Raw genomic sequence first — 16,972 nt, 5'->3', positions numbered from 1 at the left:
TCCCGTGTAGCACGCCTTGGTCGTTATTGCGCAGGAGGCGCCGAAGGTTCTTGCGAGCCGTCCGGCGGGGTGCGCACATACGCGGCGAGCGTATCGGGGAGCAGCGGTTTCAGTTCTCGCACGCCTTGTTCGACCGCGGGCCGGAACAACGCGTTACGCCAGAAATCGTGTTGCGGCAGTTCGGTCAAGCCCGCCAGGGCGACCAGGATCACTACCAGAATTGCGCCTCGCACGAGGCCAAACAAAAGTCCAAGCGACCTGTCGATACCGCGCAGCCCGACCACTTCGGTCACACGCGAGAGCAACGCGCCAGCCACGCTCGATACCACCAGCACGGCCGCCACGATCACCAGGAACGCGATCAGCCATTGTGTCAGCGCGCCGCCCGGCCAGTTCGCGGGGATATACGGCACGACAAGTCCGACAAATCGGCCCGCGACCAGCAAGGCCGCAATCCAGCCGATCAGGCCGAACACTTCGGCCAGCAAGCCACGCCACATTCCGCGCAGCGCGGAGAGGCCGATCACGGCCATCACCGCGTAGTCGAAACTGGTGAACATCAAATGCTAGTTCGCCGATGCGTTGTTGCCGCCGCCGCCCAAACCAGCCTGACGCACCTTGCCGAGCGCCGCCGATGCAGCCGCCCGGTCGGCAAACGGTCCCGCACGCAACAATGCGCGCGTCGTGCCGTCAGCTTCCTTCCGACGCTCAACATATGCGGGCACTCCCGCCGCCTTCAACTTGGCCACCCAACTCTGTGCGACGGCGTCTTCGTCAAAAGTACCGATCTGGATCACGAAACGGCTGCCGGCCGGCGATGCCGGGGTGTTCTTCTGAGCAGCGGCAGCCGCCGCCGGTGCGTCGACAGGCGGCTTTGAAGCTTGTACGGGTGGCGTTACTGGTGCGGTTACGGGCTTCTGCGCAGGAGCGGCGGGCACAGCGGCTTTCGCCTGTGCCTGCGTTTCGGCAGGCTTCGCAGCGGGCTTCGATTCCGGCTTCGATTCCGGCTTCGACTCCGGCTTCGATTCCGGCTTCGTCACCGGCGCGGCAGCAGTCGTCGCGTTGCCCGCGTCGCCGACCGGACTATCCGGCGCAACGCCCGCCTGGGTATCGGCTGGAGAATCGGTTGCCGGACCCGCCGCAGTATCGCTATGCGTGGTCTTTGGCAACGGCGCCGCGGGGCGCGTGGGAATGTCGATGGAAATGTCGTCGGTGACAGGCTTCGGATGCGAGTCCAGTACCATGGGCAGGACGATCACGGCGGCCGCGACCAGCGCAAGCGCACCTACCAGACGGCGGCGCGCACGCTGCTTTTCGGGCAGCGTAGGGTCGAGCATCATTGCATCGGCTTCGGGGCGGTCGCTGCGGCGCGTCCGGCGTTCCGTGCGGACGGTCTGACGCGAGCCGCGCGAGGAGTCGGAATAATCATCGCGACCCGAAGGCGCGTCGTCTTTCTTGCCGAACGAAAAAAAGGACATGGTTGGCTTGTGCGAGAGGCTGGCCGGCCGTCCGTTCAATGACGCTGCGATTTACGGTACGCCATTACACCGGCGACCGTATGGAAACTGCCGAAAACCAAAATTCTATCATTTTCGGACGCCCGCTTTAACGCATCTTGATAAGCGTCGGCCGGATTATTGAATTGTGTAACGCTGCTGTCGGCAGTGTCGTTGACGCCGGCATCGCGTAAAACGCTTTCGAGCGCCGCGCCCGAGGCTGCGCGTGGCAGCGGGAGCGCCGTCACGTTCCAATGGTCGATCTCGCCTTTCAGATGTTCCACAACGCCGGCGATGTCTTTATCGGACATGGCGCCGAACACGGCGTACGTGTATGGGAAGAAGCCCATGTTGCCGAGATTTTGCGCCAGAACGGCCGCTGCGTGCGGGTTATGGGCGACATCGAGGATCACTTGCGGCTTACCCGGTACGACCTGGAAGCGTCCCGGCAATTCCACGTTCGCCAGTCCCAGGCGGATATCCTGTGCGGAAACCGGGATCCGGTCGCGCAATGACTCAAGCGCTGCGAGCGCCGCCGACGTATTGATCAGTTGGTTGGCACCCCGCAGTGCGGGGTAAGCCAGCGCGGAGCGCCGCTGCGTCCGGCCGATGTAACTCCACTGCTGACGCTCGTTTCCGCCCTGCGCTTCATAGCGGAAATCGCGGCCCACCAGCCACAGGTCCGCGCCGATGGCCTTCGCGTGGTCGATCAGCGACTGCGGCGGCGACGGATCGCCGCAGATCGCAGGCGTATCCGGACGGAAAATCCCGGCTTTCTCGAAGCCGATCTTCTCGCGTGTATCGCCGAGATATTCCGTATGGTCAATGTCGATGCTCGTCACGATCGCACAATCCGGATCGACGATATTCACCGCGTCCAGCCGCCCGCCGAGCCCCACTTCGAGGATCACGGCATCCAGTTCGCGCGATGCAAACAGCCGCATGATGGCAAGCGTCGTGAATTCGAAATACGTCAGCGAGACCGGTTCGGCAAAACTTGTTCGCGCCTTCTCGACGGCTTCGAAGTGTTCGAGCAGCTCCGCATCCGTCGCATCGACGCCATTGAGCCGCGCGCGCTCGTTGAACGCGAGCAGATGCGGCGACGTATGACACCCCACGCGATATCCCGCGCGCAACAAGATGGTCTCGATGATCGCGCACGTCGAGCCCTTGCCGTTCGTCCCGCCCACGGTGATCACCGGACACGAGAATTCAAGCACGAGCGCATCGCGAACCTGGCTGATGCGCGCGAGACCCATATCGATACCGACCGGATGCGCCGATTCCAGATGCGTAAGCCATGCGTCGAGCGAAGGAAAAGTAACCGAAGAAGTCGTCATGAGAGAGTGCTTGAGGGGAAACGCCAAAACGAAAACGCCGCGCGCGACCCGGGGCGGGTTCGCGCGCGGCGCCTGGGCCGTCATCATTTGACACCTTCCGCGCCATTGCTGCCTGGAAGGCGCATTAAACAATGCGCTGCTGACTATGCTTCAGGCGACCGAATCAGCCGGTTGCAGCGTCAGCAATGCGATCAGGCGCGCGATCTCCTCGCGCATTTTCCGGCGGTCGACGATCATGTCGATGGCGCCCTTCTGGATCAGGAACTCTGAACGCTGGAAGCCTTCCGGCAGCTTCTCACGCACGGTTTGCTCGATCACGCGCGGTCCGGCAAAGCCGATCAGCGCCTTCGGTTCCGCGATCACCACGTCGCCGAGGAACGCGAAGCTGGCGGAAACCCCGCCCATGGTCGGGTCGGTGAGAACGGAGATGAACGGCAGCTTGGCTTCGGCGAGCTTGGTCAGCATGGCCGTGGTTTTCGCCATCTGCATCAGCGAAAGCAAGCTTTCCTGCATCCGCGCGCCGCCCGATGCCGTGAAGCAGATGAACGGCGTGCGCTGTTCAAGCGCGTTGCGGGCGCCGCGAGCAAAACGTTCGCCGACGACCGAGCCCATCGACCCGCCCATGAACGAGAATTCGAAGCATGCGGTCACGACCGGAATGGTGTGGATTGCACCGCCCATGACGACCATGGCGTCGGTTTCGTCTGTATCTTCCATTGCCTCTTTCAGGCGGTCCGGGTACTTGCGGCTGTCCTTGAACTTCAGCGCGTCGACCGGCAGGATTTCCTGGCCGATTTCATAGCGGCCTTCCGGATCGAGCAGGCCGTCGAGCCGTTCACGCGCGCCGATCCGCATATGGTGACTGCACTTCGGGCAAACGTGCAGATTCGCCTCGACGTCGTTGCGGTACAGCACCGCTTCGCACGCCGGGCACTTGATCCACAGTCCTTCCGGAATGCCCTTGCGACTTTTCGGATCGGTTTGCTTGATCTTCGGCGGTAACAGTTTGTCGAGCCAGCTCATCGTTTTTCCTTCATGTTTCGCGTATGTCGCGGCCTGTTTGAATCTTTTTGGCCGCGATCACGGGTTATTTTGCAGAATCGAGCGCCGCACGAATTTCAGCGATAAAACTCGTCAGCTTTTCAGCCGCCGTGTCCGGCGACGCTTCTTCGAGCAATTGCACGAGACGGCTGCCGATCACGACCGCATCCGATACATCCGCCACCAGCCGGGCTGAAGCGGCATCGCGAATGCCAAAACCGACACCCACCGGCAACGCCACATGCGCCTTGATGGCCGGGATTTTACTCGCGATACTCGCCACGTCCAGATTTGCCGAACCGGTCACGCCTTTTAACGACACGTAATAGACGTAGCCGCTGGCAACTTTGCCCACGGCAGCGATGCGTTCATCGGTCGATGTAGGCGCCAGCAGGAAGATCGGATCGATGCCGGCGGCGAGCATCGCCTGGCTAAATTCCACCGATTCTTCCGGCGGGTAATCGACGACCAGCACACCATCCACACCAGCATCCTGCGCCGCCTTGGCGAAGGCTTCGATGCCCATGCGCTCGATCGGATTGGCATAGCCCATCAGGACGACCGGCGTTTTGACGTTGGTTTCGCGGAAGCGTTTTACATCGGCGAGAACGTGCTTGAGCGACATGCCGCGCGCCAACGCACGTTCCGAGGAACGCTGGATCACGGGACCGTCGGCCATGGGATCGGAAAACGGCACGCCCAGTTCGATGACGTCCGCGCCGCCCTTGGCGAGCGCGTGCATGAATTCGACGGTCTGCTCGGGATTCGGATCGCCGGCCGTGATGAACGGAATCAGGCCTTTTTTGCCCTGCTCGGCGAGTGCCGCAAATGTGCTCTTGATACGGGACATGATTATCTCTTCTGCGCTTATTGGCGCGTTTGGCGTTTTTTAGCAGCGACTTTGGCGAAGTTCACGCTTGATCGATAGAAGCATTTTCAACAACGGGTACCGGCTCCTCAACCGGCACGACCGCTGGCGGCGTCTGCGCCACTCTCGCTTGGGCAATTGCGTGATAGTCGGCGTTGATTTCATACCCGACAAACTCGCGCCCATGCCGCGCACACGCAACGGCGGTGGTGCCGCTGCCCATGAACGGATCCAGCACGCGGCCGCCGCGCGGACAACTTGCGAGAACCATCCGTTCGATGATCTCCAGCGGTTTCTGCGTCGGGTGATCGACTCGCTCAGCGTGCTGCCGGTGCAACCGCGAAACGGACCAGACGTCCTTCGGGTTGTATCCCAGCTCCAGCCACTTGCTGCCTTCGAACAATTTGCGCGAACGCGCCTTCTTCGTCACTGCGTCATAAGGAATGCGGATGGGATCGAGATCGAAGAAGTAATCCTTCGATACCGCGAAATAACCGATGTTGTCATGCACCGACGTAAATCTGCGCACCGTTCCGCCCATGCTCGGTACGCGCCGGTCCCACACGATCTCGTTGACCATTGTGAGGCGGCGCTTGAGGAACACGAAGATCTCGGGCGCATATTGCCATGTGCAAAAAATATAAAGCGAACCGCTTGGCTTGAGCTTCGGGATTGCAAGCTCGAGCCAGCCGTAAGTCCAGTCGAGGAAGGCTTCGCCCGAACGCATGTCCGAGTCGTTGCCGTAGTCCTTTCCCAGACCATACGGCGGATCGGCCACGATCAAGTCGATAGAGCCGTCCGGCAGATTCGCTGCATCGGCCAGGAAATCGCGGTGATGCAAGCGGATTCCGCGCTCGGCGAGGTCCGTTCCTGCATAGACGATTTCATCGCGCATGGGTTGTGGGCTCAGAACGTGATGCCGGTGCGCTCGGCGACCGTATGCATGTCCTTGTCGCCGCGACCAGACAGATTGACGAGCAACAGCTTGTCTTTCGGCAGCGTGGGCGCGAGCTTCGCGGCGTATGCGAGCGCGTGGCTCGACTCGAGCGCGGGAATGATCCCTTCGATCCGGCAGCAATCGTGAAAACCCTTCAGCGCTTCTTCGTCGGTGATGCCCACATATTCGGCACGCCCTGCATCCTTCAACCACGCGTGTTCCGGGCCGACGCCGGGATAATCCAGCCCCGCCGATACCGAATGCGTCTCGATGATCTGGCCGTTATCGTCTTGCAGAAGATACGTGCGGTTGCCGTGAAGAACGCCCGGGCTTCCGCCCATCAGGGAAGCGGCGTGACGGCCCGTATCCATGCCGTCGCCGGCGGCTTCGACGCCAATCAGCCGCACGTCCTTGTTATCGATATACGGATAGAAGATCCCCATTGCGTTCGAACCGCCGCCTACACACGCGATCACCGCGTCGGGCTGGCGGCCGGTCATCTCGGGCATCTGCACCTTGCATTCGTCGCCTATGACACGCTGGAAGTCGCGGACCATCATGGGATAAGGATGCGGACCCGCCACCGTCCCGATGATGTAAAACGTGTTCTCGACGTTCGTAACCCAGTCGCGCATGGCTTCGTTCAACGCATCCTTCAGCGTCTTCGAACCCGATTCGACCGGCACGACCGTCGCGCCGAGCAGCTTCATGCGATAAACATTTGCCGCCTGACGCCGCACGTCTTCCGAGCCCATGTAGACCACGCATTCCATGCCGAAACGCGCCGCAATGGTCGCAGTCGCCACGCCGTGCTGTCCTGCGCCTGTTTCCGCGATCACGCGCGGCTTGCCCATCTTGCGCGCGAGCAGCGCCTGTCCGATGACGTTATTAACCTTGTGCGCGCCGGTATGGTTCAGGTCTTCGCGCTTGAGATAGATCTGCGCGCCGCCGAGCATCTCGCTCCAGCGTTTGGCGTGATAGATCGGCGAAGGCCGGCCGACGTAATGCTTCAGTTCGTACTCATACTCGGCGATAAAAGCCGGATCCTTGCTGCATTCTTCGTAAGCGTCGCGGAGTTCGTCGAGCGCGTGAACCAGCGTTTCGGAGACGAACGTGCCGCCATAAGGGCCGAAATGGCCGCGATTGTCAGGTAAGTTGTACATGTGTGTCACTCTCTCGGTACGTGGCAGCATTGCGCTTGCCCACGTTGATCATCCGGCATCCGCTTCGCGCACCGCGCGAACGAACGCCGCCATTCGGGCGTGGTCTTTCACGCCCTTGACCCCCGCTACTTCGATGCCGCTGGAGACATCGACCGCGTAGGGCCGGACGAGCCGGATGGCCTCATGGACGTTTTGCGCGTTCAACCCACCACTCAAAACGGCCCGATGCCCGAGATCTGTTGGGATAAGTGACCAATCGAATACCTTTCCACCGCCACCGTAGCCATCGACATAGGCGTCGAGGAGCAAACCGTTGGCTGCTAGATAATTAAGAGATGATTCTACCAAATCATGCGCGGTGGCATCGGGCTCTACCCGAACGGCGCGCCACCATGGCAAACCGGCAACTTCAGCAAGCGCGGCGCATTGCGCAGGCGTTTCGTCGCCGTGGAACTGCAGAAGCGACAATCTGACATTCGATGTCACCTCGCGAACCCATTCCGGCGTCGCGTTGACGAACAAACCCACGGCCGATACCAGCGGGGGCACGCGTTCGGCCAGATCGATCGCGTGGCCCACGCTCACCGAACGCGGGCTGGGCGGATAAAACACGAAACCGACGGCATCCGCGCCGAGATCGACGGCGACATCGACATCTTCCGTCTTCGACAAACCGCACAACTTGATGCGCGTTCTATGCAGATCGTTATGGCCCACGTTAGTTTGCACGTTAAATTCCTTGCCAGACCGCGTTCCAAGGGTAGCTTCCCAGGCGCGGCGCGGGTACCGCGAAGTTCTCAGGATAGCCGACCTCGGCCAGATACAGGCCGTCGGGCATGAAAGTCGGCGCGGCGCGCTTGCGATCGCGCGCTTCGAGCAACTCCCGCAGCCACGACGGCGGATGTTTGCCGCGGCCGATCGCAACGAAACATCCCATCAGGTTACGCACCATGTGATGCAGGAACGCGTTCGCGCGAAAGCGAAAATGGATGAAGTCGCCCTCTTCGATGATATCGATCTGACGCAGGTATTTCACCGGCGTCTTCGCCTGGCACTCGGACGACCGGAACGCCGTGAAATCATGCTTGCCGATGATCAGCGCCGCCGCTTCGCGCATGGCGTTGGCATCGAGCGCCGCGTAGCACCAGCCGGCGCGGCCGGGGATCATCGGCGAGCGCACGGGGTGGACGTACAGCGCGTAGTAGTAAGTGCGCTCGAAGGCGCCGAAACGCGCGTGGAAATCATCGGGCATCGGCCGCGCCCACTGCACCGCAACGCTTTGCGGCAGGAACGCGTTCGTGCCGCGAACCCAGGCGAAGTCGGTGCGTTCGAGTTCGGTGTCGAAATGGACGACCTGGCCGAGCGCATGCACGCCCGTGTCGGTTCTTCCCGCGACGACGGTTTGCACGCGCGTTTGCGTGAACTTGCCGAGAGCGCGTTCAAGCACATCCTGCACGGTCTTGACGTCCGATTGTGTCTGCCAGCCGCTGAACGCCGAACCGTCGTACTGGATACCAAGTGCAATGCGTTTCAAAGCCATGTCAGGAGAGCGGCGCGAGCGTGGATAACAACGTGGCGGCGGGCTGGCGCGTGGCTGCATCGTTCGAATCGATGACTTCTTGCAAAAGCGTGCGCGCGCCCGACAAGTCGCCGAGTTCGATGTATTCGACGGCAAGTTCGAGCTTGTTGCGCGCGATGGTCGCAATCTGTTCCGGCGTGAACGCCGGCAGCGGCTCGGTCTGGCTCGACGGCGAGTTGTAGTCGAAGTCGAGGCTCAACGGGCCGAAGCGCGATGCGCCGAGTCCCGCCACCGACGCCGCGCCTGCCGTTCCCGTTTCGATTTGCTCGGCAGCCGAAGCCGCGGGCAAGTCGGACGACGCATCCGGATGACGATGCTGCTCGTTCTGCTGATCGAAGACAGCCGGGTCCGCGATGGGTTGCGGGGTGATCGACGCCGGTGCGATTTCTTGTGTTTCGGCTTCCGCGTTCTTGGAAGCCGGTGGCGGTTCGGGGCTTTCAAGGGGCGCTTCCTGACGCGGCGGCAAGCCGAAATCGAGCGCGCTCAAGGCTTCGATCGCTTCCTGGGGGAATTTGGGCTGCGGCAGACGCGACGCGGGGGAGGACGGTTCTTCGTCGTAGGAGTCGTCGTGCGGGGTGGTTGCGTGATCGGCGGGCGGCGTTGCGTGTGATGCGGCTTCTCGGGCTGCGGCTTCTCGGGCTGCGGCTTCGCGGGCTGCGGTTTCGCGTTCTGAAGCTTCACGCGCCGCTGCTTCGCGCGTAGCCGCCTCGCGTGCTTCAGCTTCACGGGCCTCCGCTTCCCGTGCTTCTGCCGCCACTTTCTCGGCCTCACGCGCTTCGGCCTCCCGTTCCGCCGCTTCCCTTGCTGCTGCCTCTTTCGCTTCCCGCTCGACAGCTTCCCGCGTCGCCTGCTCCAGCGCCACGGCACGCTCGGTCGCAGCGCGTTCGGCAGCCAGCGCTGCCTCGACCGCACCCGGCCGGGGCGGCGTGAAATCACGATGAAGCGCCGCCGGCGCATCCGGCATGAACGGCGCGCGTTTCACTTCGGGTTCCTGCGGCAAAACTGCGGTGCTGAGCGTTACGTGTGCAGCGTCATCATCGTCGTTGTTATCGGCGGCTTTGGCTTCGGTTGAACTGAGCGGCGTGTCTTCCGTGGGGGTATCGAAGGCCTGGGCGGCATCGTAATTTTCCATGCTCGCCGCAACGGCGTTCAGCTCGCCTTGCCCACGTTGCACGGCCACGCCTTCAAGGTCGGCGGCGCCAGTCGCCTGATGCGAATGGATGCTGTGCACCGGGGTATCCGGTGCTTGTGGCGCCGGTGCTTGTGGCGCCGGCGCTACCACCGGCGGCTCCGGCGTGACTTGATCGACTTCCGGCACTGCGACGGCGCGGCGGCGCTTGCTTGCTCTCATCGCGATGAGGAGCAGACCGATCGCCACGACCACGCCGATAATCCAGCCAATCGGCCCATTTCCGGACGTCGGCGCGGAGCTCGCCGTCGAAGCCGGCGTTACAGCCGATGCAACTGGCGCCGAGGCCGGCACTGACGCCGCGACCGGCGCAGAAGCCGCTGCGATTTCGCTCGCGCCCGATGCCGGCTGAGCCTCGGAAGCAGCCGATGCACCGCTTGCAGTGCTCGCCGTCACCGCGCCGCTAACCTCAGCGCCGGAGGGGACGCGCGTGGTACTGGAGGACGCAGCCTCCGCTGGAACGGCCGCAGTTTCCGGTGCGCTTGCCGTAACAACCGGCGCGGCGGTTGCAGGCGATGACGCAACAACGGCAGGCACAGCCGGAGCCGGAGCGGATGAAGCCGCTGACGCCCCAGAAGCCGCCGAGGCGCTCGCCGCCCCATCACCCTGCGGCACGTTCAAAACCGATCCCAGCTTCAACCGGCTCGGATCGTGACCCATGAACGCATTCGGATTGGCATCGAAGAGCGCGCGGGACATCTTTTCACGCGTGGCGCGGTCAGTCGAACCTGTGATCTGCGTCGCGATATCGCTCAGCGATTGCCCGGGTTTCACGCTGTATTGCGTCACCGCGGGCGCGTCGGACGCAACGACAGGCGCGGACGCAGCGCTCGCCTGAGCCATGGCATTCGAGAACAACGACGTCCCGAGCAGCACACTCGCGGCACTCGCCGCGTTCAGCGCCGCGCGCCGCGCACGAGTGAAGTGGCGGGGCTGCGAATGAAATGGCCGACTCGGACGAACGATCATTGAAACTCCAGGCGAGTGGACAGAAACGAAAACGGGAAACAGGAACCAGGAACCGCGATAAACCCGCAGCACAACGAAAAAGCGCCGCGCAAGCGCGACGCTTTAATCAAACTGCCGCGCGTCGTGGCGCGTAGTTTACTTTACTTGTCCAGCAGGATGCGAAGCATCCGGCGCAGCGGTTCGGCCGCGCCCCACAGCAACTGGTCGCCGACCGTGAACGCCGACAGATATTCGCCGCCCATCGCCAGCTTGCGCAGACGGCCGACCGGCACCGTCAGCGAACCCGTGACGACGGCCGGAGACAGATCGCGCATCGATGCTTCGCGTTCGTTCGGAACGACCTTCACACAGTCATTCGCCGATGCCAGGATGCCGTGCACTTCATCCAGCGGCACGTCCTTCGTGAGCTTGATGGTCAGCGCCTGCGAGTGACAACGCATTGCCCCGATGCGCACGCACAAGCCGTCGACCGGAACCGAACCTTGTTCGCCCATAGCGGGAAGCCCGAGAATCTTGTTGGTTTCCGCGCCGCCCTTCCATTCTTCCTTCGACATGCCGTTGCCGAGGTCTTTGTCGATCCAGGGAATCAACGAGCCGGCGAGCGGCACGCCGAAGTTATCGACCGGCATGCGTTCGCTCGACATGGCCGCCTGCACGCGCTTGTCGATATCCAGAATGGCCGACGACGGATCCGCCAGATCCTCCTTGGCCGCGCCGTACAGCACGCCCATTTGCTGCAGCAGTTCGCGCATGTTCTGCGCGCCCGCGCCAGAAGCCGCCTGATACGTCATGGCGGTCGTCCATTCGACCAGCTTGTGATTGAACAAGCCGCCGAGCGCCATCAGCATCAGGCTGACCGTGCAATTCCCGCCGATAAAATTCCGGCCGCCCTTCACCAGCGAATCCTTGATGACATTCAGGTTCACCGGATCGAGAATGATGACCGCGTCGTCCTTCATGCGCAGCGACGAAGCCGCATCGATCCAGTAACCCTTCCAGCCGGCGGCGCGCAACTTCGGATATACGTCGTTCGTGTAATCGCCGCCCTGGCACGTAATGATCGCGTCGCACTTTTTCAGGTCGTCAATACTTGTCGCATCTTTGAGTTTCGTCTCGTTTTTCGCGAACGACGGCGCATTGCCGCCCGCATTGCTGGTGCTGAAAAACACCGGTTCGATCAGGTCGAAATCGCCTTCCTGCTGCATGCGCTGCATCAGGACGCTGCCGACCATGCCGCGCCAACCAACGAGACCTACGTTCATGACTAACCTTTATTGTGGACACTTCCCCGCTTCAGCCAGACCCTCCGCCGGCGTGACCGCGCGGGGAAGATGGGCGGACACGACAGGCGATCAGCGGAACGTGATCGTTTTGAGGGAAATGGTTTTCGTAATGCGTTTGAGGCACGTGACGGTGCTCAAACGCGTAATGGCGAGACGATTCGTGCGGGCGCCTTCAATGCCGCCGCATGAAATCGAGTCCTGAGAGATTTTGGAGATCTTCGCCATAACAAAAGAGTCTACACGATAACCCGCATATTCGTCTCCCGCAGGGAACAAAACACGCTGTTTCGACGTGTTTCATGCGTCAATAGCGACGAATCGAGATGAAATGTCGCGATCGACGGTATCTTGATAACGCGTCGATCGCGAGACGCTTTTCCGCGGGAATTTTTCGCTGATGCATCCAACGGAAAAGCGAGTTGCGGTGCCGAAGAAGCTTAAAGGGCTGCGAGAACCGCGTCGCCCATTTCCTTCGTGCCGACCGTGCGACCGTCCTGCGTGGCGATATCGCCCGTGCGGAAACCTTGTGCCAGCACCTTCTTCACGGCCGTTTCAATGCGGTCCGCCTGCTCCGTCTTGCCGAGCGAATAACGCAGCATCATCGCGGCGGACAGGATGGTCGCGAGCGGATTCGCCACGCCCTTGCCGGCGATATCCGGAGCCGATCCATGCGACGGCTCGTACAAGCCCTTGTTGTTTTTATCGAGCGAAGCCGAGGGCAACATGCCGATAGATCCCGTCAACATGGCCGCTTCGTCCGAGAGAATGTCGCCGAACATGTTGCCGGTCACGACCACGTCGAACGCTTTCGGCGCCTTCACCAGTTGCATGGCCGCGTTGTCCACGTACATGTGCGACAGCTCGACGTCCGCATATTCCTTCGATACATCGATCATCACGTCACGCCACAATTGCGACGTTTCGAGCACGTTGGCTTTATCGACGCTCGTCAGCTTCTTCGCCCGCTTTTGCGCGGCCTGAAACGCCACGTGTGCGATGCGGCGCACTTCCGGCTCCGAATAACGCATCGTGTCGAAACCTTCCTTCGCGCCTTCGAACAAGCCATCCGGCGACGAACGCACGCCGCGCGGCTGGCCGAAATAGATATCGCCATTCAGTTCGCGGATGATCAGGATATCCAGTCCGGCCACGATCTCCGGTTTCAGCGACGAAGCTGCCGTCAGCTCCGGGTAGCAGATAGCCGGACGGAAGTTTGCGAACAATTGCAGATGCTTGCGCAGACCGAGAATGGCTTGCTCGGGACGCAGCGCGCGCTCGAGCGAATCGTATTTCCAGTCGCCCACGGCGCCGAACAGGATTGCATCCGATGCCTTCGCCAGCGCGAGCGTCGCGTCCGGCAGCGGATGACCGCTCGCCTCGTAACCCGCGCCGCCGACCGGCGCCTCTTCGATCTCGAACTTCTCGCCGAGCGCGTTCAGGACCTTGACGGCTTCCTTGATGATCTCCGGACCGATGCCATCGCCGGGCAGCACTGCAATCTTCATGGTGTTTCCTTGTCTTTGTTGGTTCGTTTTTAGCGCACGAGGCGGTTATTCAGCCACGGCTGCTTCACGAGGCGTTCATTTTCGAATTGCTTGATCTTGTCGGCGTGACGCAGCGTGAGGGCGATATCGTCGAAACCGTTCAGCAGGCAGAACTTGCGGAAACCCGGCACTTCGAACGGATATTCCGTGCCGTTGCCCGCCAGCACGACCTGGCGCTCGAGGTCCACTGTGAGCGTGAAGCCGTTGAACGCGTAGGTTTCGTTGAACAGCTTGTCGACCTGGCTGTCCGTCAGCACGATTGGCAGCAGACCGTTCTTGAAGCAGTTATTGAAGAAGATATCCGCAAAACTCGGCGCGATGATCGCGCGAAAGCCGTACTGGTCCAGCGCCCACGGCGCGTGTTCACGCGAACTGCCGCAGCCGAAATTCTCGCGCGCCAGCAAGATCGACGCGCCCTTGTAACGCGCCTGGTTCAGCACGAAATCGGGATTCAGCGGGCGCTTCGAATTGTCCTGGCCGGGTTCGCCGACATCAAGATAACGCCATTCATCGAACGCGTTGGGGCCGAAGCCCGTGCGCTTGATCGACTTGAGAAACTGCTTGGGGATGATCGCGTCCGTGTCGACATTCGCGCGATCCAGCGGCGCCACGAGCCCGCTATGTACAGTGAATTTTTCCATGATCCGTAACCGGTTGGGTTTATTTGGCCGCGTTGCTGATTGCGTTGCCGGTGGCGCGCACGTCCTCGCCGAAGCCGTGGACCGTGTTGCAGCCCGCTGCGCCGAGGACGACACCGATCAACACCAGTAAAGTTGCAACGCGTTTCATGCGAGCTCGCGGATATCGACGAAATGACCTTCGATGGCCGCTGCCGCCGCCATCGCCGGGCTCACCAGATGCGTGCGTCCGCCCGCGCCTTGACGCCCTTCGAAATTGCGATTCGATGTCGACGCGCAACGCTCGCCCGGATCCAGCCGGTCGGCGTTCATGGCGAGGCACATCGAGCAACCGGGTTCACGCCACTGGAAGCCGGCATCGGTAAACACCTTGTCCAGTCCTTCGCGCTCGGCTTGCGCCTTCACGAGACCGGAGCCCGGCACGACCATCGCCAAACGGATATTCGATGCCACGCGGCGGCCAAGCGTCTTCACTACATACGCGGCTGCACGCAAGTCCTCGATCCGCGCGTTCGTGCACGAGCCGATAAAAATCTTGTCCGGCTTGATGGATTGCATCGGCGTGTTCGGTTCGAGCGCCATGTACTTCAACGCGCGTTCGATGGCGTCACGCTTGACCGGATCCTTCTCGCGTTCGGGATCGGGGACCCGGCCGTCGATGGACACCACCATTTCCGGCGATGTACCCCACGTCACCTGCGGCACGATTTCGGCGGCGTTCAATTCCACAACGCGGTCGAATTTTGCGTCGGCGTCGGAGGTAAAACCGCGCCAATAGGTGGCGGCTTGCTCGAATTCCACGCCTTGCGGTGAGAAAGGCCGGTCTTTGAGGTAGTTGATGGTGGTTTCATCGACAGCGACCATGCCAGCCCGCGCGCCCGCTTCGATGGCCATGTTGCAGACCGTCATGCGGCCTTCCATTGAAAGCGAACGGATGGTCGAGCCGCCGAATTCGATGGCATAACCATTGCCGCCGGCCGTCCCGATCTTGCCGATGATCGCCAGCACGATGTCCTTCGCCGTACAGCCGCGCGGCAGCGGTCCTTCGACCTTGACCAGCATGTTCTTGCTTTTCTTTTGCAGCAGCGTTTGCGTGGCGAGGACGTGCTCGACTTCCGATGTGCCAATGCCGTGCGCCAGCGCGCCGAACGCGCCGTGCGTGGACGTGTGCGAATCGCCGCAAACGATGGTCATGCCCGGCAGCGTCGCACCCTGCTCCGGCCCGATGATATGCACGATGCCCTGGCGCAAGTCGTTCATCTTGAACTGCGTGATGCCGTAGGCGTCGCAATTGTCATCGAGCGTATCGACTTGCAGCTTCGAGATCGGATCCGCGATGCCGTGCGAACGGTCGGTCGTGGGCACGTTGTGGTCCGACACAGCCAGGTTCGCGCTGATGCGCCAGACCGGCCGCTCGGCCAGCTTCAGGCCTTCGAACGCTTGCGGGCTCGTCACTTCATGCAACAAATGACGATCGATGTAAAGGATGGACGTGCCGTCGTCCTCGGTGTGGATCACATGTGAATTCCACAACTTGTCGTAGAGCGTCTGGGCCATGGTCTTTTTGCCGGTTGTAACTGCGGGGTATGTTTTTTGGTTTGATGATTATGCCACGCAGATCGGCGCATTGCGCTGCCACTGGGGAAAAAACCGATATAAAACATGGGGTTAGGGTGGTAGTTGTGCTACCTGTATGGAGAATACCGGGCTGCATGGAACCCTTCGACGCTGCGCAGGCGGATATGAATAATCAGCCGCCAATGAAAAAGGGCGATAACGCTATCTGCGCTTTCGCCCGCTTACCTTGCACTGCCAGTTATTTACAACGCCCGCCCCACGATCAACGGATCAACGGTCCCGATTGCCCGCATATCGCGGTTCGTGTACGGCAGTTTATGCAACACATGGCGCATTGCATTAAGCCGCGCCCGTTTCTTGCAATCCGATAAAACCACCGCCCAAGGGCAATCGGCCGTATCTGTTTGCGCGAACATCGCTTCTTTCGCTGCGGTGTATTCGTCCCATTTATCCAGCGATGCCAGATCGACCGGGCTCAGTTTCCACTGCTTGAGCGGATGAATCTCGCGCTCTTTGAACCGTCGACGCTGTTCATCCCGGCTTACTGAGAACCAGAACTTGACCACGTGAATTCCGCTACGAACAAGCTGGCGTTCAAACTCCGGAACCTGCTGCATGAAATCGTTATATTCCTGGTCCGAGCAGAAACCCATCACGCGCTCTACGCCGGCGCGGTTGTACCAGGAACGATCGAACAAAACGATTTCACCCGATGTCGGTAGATGCTGCACGTATCGCTGGAAATACCATTGGCCGCGCTCGGATTCCGACGGCTTTTCAAGCGCAACGACGCGCGCACCGCGAGGGTTCATGTGCTCCATGAACCGCTTGATGGCGCCGCCCTTCCCCGCTGCATCGCGTCCTTCGAATACGATCACCAGACGTTCGCCCGTCTCCCGCACCCACGCCTGCAGTTTCAGCAATTCGACCTGCAGCGCGTACTTCTGCTTCTCATACCCGCGCCGCGACATCGGATTCCGATATGGGTACCCTCCCGTGCGCCAATTCCGCGCCAACTCGTTGTCAGGATGACGCGAAGCACGTGTTTGCCACAACGCGGGATCACCCTCGAGCATGATGCTACGGAACGTCGCGGCCTCATCGGGTGAGAGACCGCTCATCAAGCTCTTGATGGTCTCCATCAGCGCGGCCGGATCCTGCGTGGCGCTGGTCGATAGCACTTGCTGTACGGTGCTTGCAATGTGTTCATTGGCTGCATCGATACCGCGGCTTGTTTCATCGATCTGCGCGGCGCGCGGCGTGCTGGTCGGCAGTACGTCGCCGCGCGCAACGTTTCTTACGGCTGAGTCGCGAGCATCGAATTTGTCGTGCTGTGATGTCAAAGTG

At 61.3% G+C, this 16,972-nt stretch carries 16 protein-coding genes; all 16 read right to left on the bottom strand.

Annotation, left to right across the window (positions count from 1 at the left end):
• Positions 1-23: 23 nt before the first annotated feature.
• The 16 genes from AXG89_RS20275 to ppk2 all read right to left on the bottom strand — a co-directional run bounded on the left by AXG89_RS20275 (position 24) and on the right by ppk2 (position 16,968).
• Positions 24-560, bottom strand: a complete 537-nt coding sequence (locus tag AXG89_RS20275) for a CvpA family protein (RefSeq protein WP_062172083.1) — start codon at positions 558-560, stop codon at positions 24-26.
• A 6-nt stretch (positions 561-566) separates the two neighbouring features.
• On the bottom strand, positions 567-1,478 hold the full coding sequence (locus tag AXG89_RS20270) for an SPOR domain-containing protein (protein ID WP_062172081.1): 912 nt from the start codon (positions 1,476-1,478) through the stop codon (positions 567-569).
• 35 nt (positions 1,479-1,513) lie between these two features.
• Positions 1,514-2,836 carry a bifunctional tetrahydrofolate synthase/dihydrofolate synthase gene (gene folC, locus AXG89_RS20265; protein WP_062172610.1) on the bottom strand — a complete coding sequence of 441 codons (1,323 nt, stop codon included), beginning with the start codon at positions 2,834-2,836 and terminating at the stop codon, positions 1,514-1,516.
• Positions 2,837-2,986: 150 nt separating this feature from the next.
• Positions 2,987-3,859, bottom strand: coding sequence for an acetyl-CoA carboxylase, carboxyltransferase subunit beta (accD, locus tag AXG89_RS20260; protein WP_062172080.1), 873 nt, complete (start codon positions 3,857-3,859; stop codon positions 2,987-2,989).
• A gap of 64 nt (positions 3,860-3,923) precedes the next feature.
• Positions 3,924-4,727, bottom strand: a complete 804-nt coding sequence (trpA, locus tag AXG89_RS20255) for a tryptophan synthase subunit alpha (RefSeq protein ID WP_062172079.1) — start codon at positions 4,725-4,727, stop codon at positions 3,924-3,926.
• A 61-nt stretch (positions 4,728-4,788) separates the two neighbouring features.
• Positions 4,789-5,640: a DNA-methyltransferase gene (locus tag AXG89_RS20250; RefSeq protein ID WP_062172077.1), complete on the bottom strand. Its 852-nt coding sequence runs from the start codon at positions 5,638-5,640 to the stop codon at positions 4,789-4,791.
• Between the two features lie 11 nt (positions 5,641-5,651).
• Positions 5,652-6,845 carry a tryptophan synthase subunit beta gene (trpB, locus tag AXG89_RS20245; RefSeq protein WP_062002468.1) on the bottom strand — a complete coding sequence of 398 codons (1,194 nt, stop codon included), beginning with the start codon at positions 6,843-6,845 and terminating at the stop codon, positions 5,652-5,654.
• A 48-nt stretch (positions 6,846-6,893) separates the two neighbouring features.
• The gene (locus AXG89_RS20240) at positions 6,894-7,562 is read right to left on the bottom strand and encodes a phosphoribosylanthranilate isomerase (RefSeq protein ID WP_082771547.1); all 669 of its coding nucleotides are present in this window, start codon (positions 7,560-7,562) and stop codon (positions 6,894-6,896) included.
• A gap of 13 nt (positions 7,563-7,575) precedes the next feature.
• On the bottom strand, positions 7,576-8,385 hold the full coding sequence (gene truA, locus AXG89_RS20235) for a tRNA pseudouridine(38-40) synthase TruA (protein ID WP_062172075.1): 810 nt from the start codon (positions 8,383-8,385) through the stop codon (positions 7,576-7,578).
• Between the two features lies 1 nt (position 8,386).
• Entirely contained in the window at positions 8,387-10,582 is a 2,196-nt protein-coding gene (locus AXG89_RS20230; protein WP_062172072.1) for a FimV/HubP family polar landmark protein, read from the bottom strand.
• 140 nt (positions 10,583-10,722) lie between these two features.
• Positions 10,723-11,844 (bottom strand): aspartate-semialdehyde dehydrogenase, encoded by a 1,122-nt coding sequence (gene asd, locus AXG89_RS20225; protein WP_062172071.1) that lies wholly within the window; start codon positions 11,842-11,844, stop codon positions 10,723-10,725.
• A 458-nt stretch (positions 11,845-12,302) separates the two neighbouring features.
• Positions 12,303-13,370, bottom strand: coding sequence for a 3-isopropylmalate dehydrogenase (gene leuB / locus AXG89_RS20220; protein ID WP_062002463.1), 1,068 nt, complete (start codon positions 13,368-13,370; stop codon positions 12,303-12,305).
• A 29-nt stretch (positions 13,371-13,399) separates the two neighbouring features.
• Entirely contained in the window at positions 13,400-14,050 is a 651-nt protein-coding gene (gene leuD, locus AXG89_RS20215; RefSeq protein WP_062002462.1) for a 3-isopropylmalate dehydratase small subunit, read from the bottom strand.
• A gap of 19 nt (positions 14,051-14,069) precedes the next feature.
• On the bottom strand, positions 14,070-14,198 hold the full coding sequence (locus tag AXG89_RS20210) for an entericidin A/B family lipoprotein (protein WP_062172070.1): 129 nt from the start codon (positions 14,196-14,198) through the stop codon (positions 14,070-14,072).
• Positions 14,195-15,604 (bottom strand): 3-isopropylmalate dehydratase large subunit, encoded by a 1,410-nt coding sequence (gene leuC, locus AXG89_RS20205; protein WP_062172068.1) that lies wholly within the window; start codon positions 15,602-15,604, stop codon positions 14,195-14,197. The genes AXG89_RS20210 and leuC overlap by 4 nt, the downstream gene beginning before the upstream one ends.
• Positions 15,605-15,867: 263 nt before the next feature.
• On the bottom strand, positions 15,868-16,968 hold the full coding sequence (ppk2, locus tag AXG89_RS20200; RefSeq protein ID WP_062172067.1) for a polyphosphate kinase 2: 1,101 nt from the start codon (positions 16,966-16,968) through the stop codon (positions 15,868-15,870).
• Between the last annotated feature and the right edge of the window lie 4 nt (positions 16,969-16,972).

Origin of the sequence: Burkholderia sp. PAMC 26561, assembly GCF_001557535.2 — a bacterium.
GTDB lineage: Bacteria > Pseudomonadota > Gammaproteobacteria > Burkholderiales > Burkholderiaceae > Caballeronia.
The sequence above is the reverse complement of the archived record's forward strand: the minus strand, read 5'-3'. Positions and strand labels throughout refer to the sequence as shown.

Coding starts and splice junctions, on each gene's coding strand:
- AXG89_RS20275 (WP_062172083.1), bottom strand. CDS start 560: ATGTTCACCAGTTTCGACTACGCGGTGATGGCCGTGATCGGCCTCTCC.
- AXG89_RS20270 (WP_062172081.1), bottom strand. CDS start 1,478: ATGTCCTTTTTTTCGTTCGGCAAGAAAGACGACGCGCCTTCGGGTCGC.
- folC (WP_062172610.1), bottom strand. CDS start 2,836: ATGACGACTTCTTCGGTTACTTTTCCTTCGCTCGACGCATGGCTTACG.
- accD (WP_062172080.1), bottom strand. CDS start 3,859: ATGAGCTGGCTCGACAAACTGTTACCGCCGAAGATCAAGCAAACCGAT.
- trpA (WP_062172079.1), bottom strand. CDS start 4,727: ATGTCCCGTATCAAGAGCACATTTGCGGCACTCGCCGAGCAGGGCAAA.
- AXG89_RS20250 (WP_062172077.1), bottom strand. CDS start 5,640: ATGCGCGATGAAATCGTCTATGCAGGAACGGACCTCGCCGAGCGCGGA.
- trpB (WP_062002468.1), bottom strand. CDS start 6,845: ATGTACAACTTACCTGACAATCGCGGCCATTTCGGCCCTTATGGCGGC.
- truA (WP_062172075.1), bottom strand. CDS start 8,385: ATGGCTTTGAAACGCATTGCACTTGGTATCCAGTACGACGGTTCGGCG.
- AXG89_RS20230 (WP_062172072.1), bottom strand. CDS start 10,582: ATGATCGTTCGTCCGAGTCGGCCATTTCATTCGCAGCCCCGCCACTTC.
- asd (WP_062172071.1), bottom strand. CDS start 11,844: ATGAACGTAGGTCTCGTTGGTTGGCGCGGCATGGTCGGCAGCGTCCTG.
- leuB (WP_062002463.1), bottom strand. CDS start 13,370: ATGAAGATTGCAGTGCTGCCCGGCGATGGCATCGGTCCGGAGATCATC.
- leuD (WP_062002462.1), bottom strand. CDS start 14,050: ATGGAAAAATTCACTGTACATAGCGGGCTCGTGGCGCCGCTGGATCGC.
- AXG89_RS20210 (WP_062172070.1), bottom strand. CDS start 14,198: ATGAAACGCGTTGCAACTTTACTGGTGTTGATCGGTGTCGTCCTCGGC.
- leuC (WP_062172068.1), bottom strand. CDS start 15,604: ATGGCCCAGACGCTCTACGACAAGTTGTGGAATTCACATGTGATCCAC.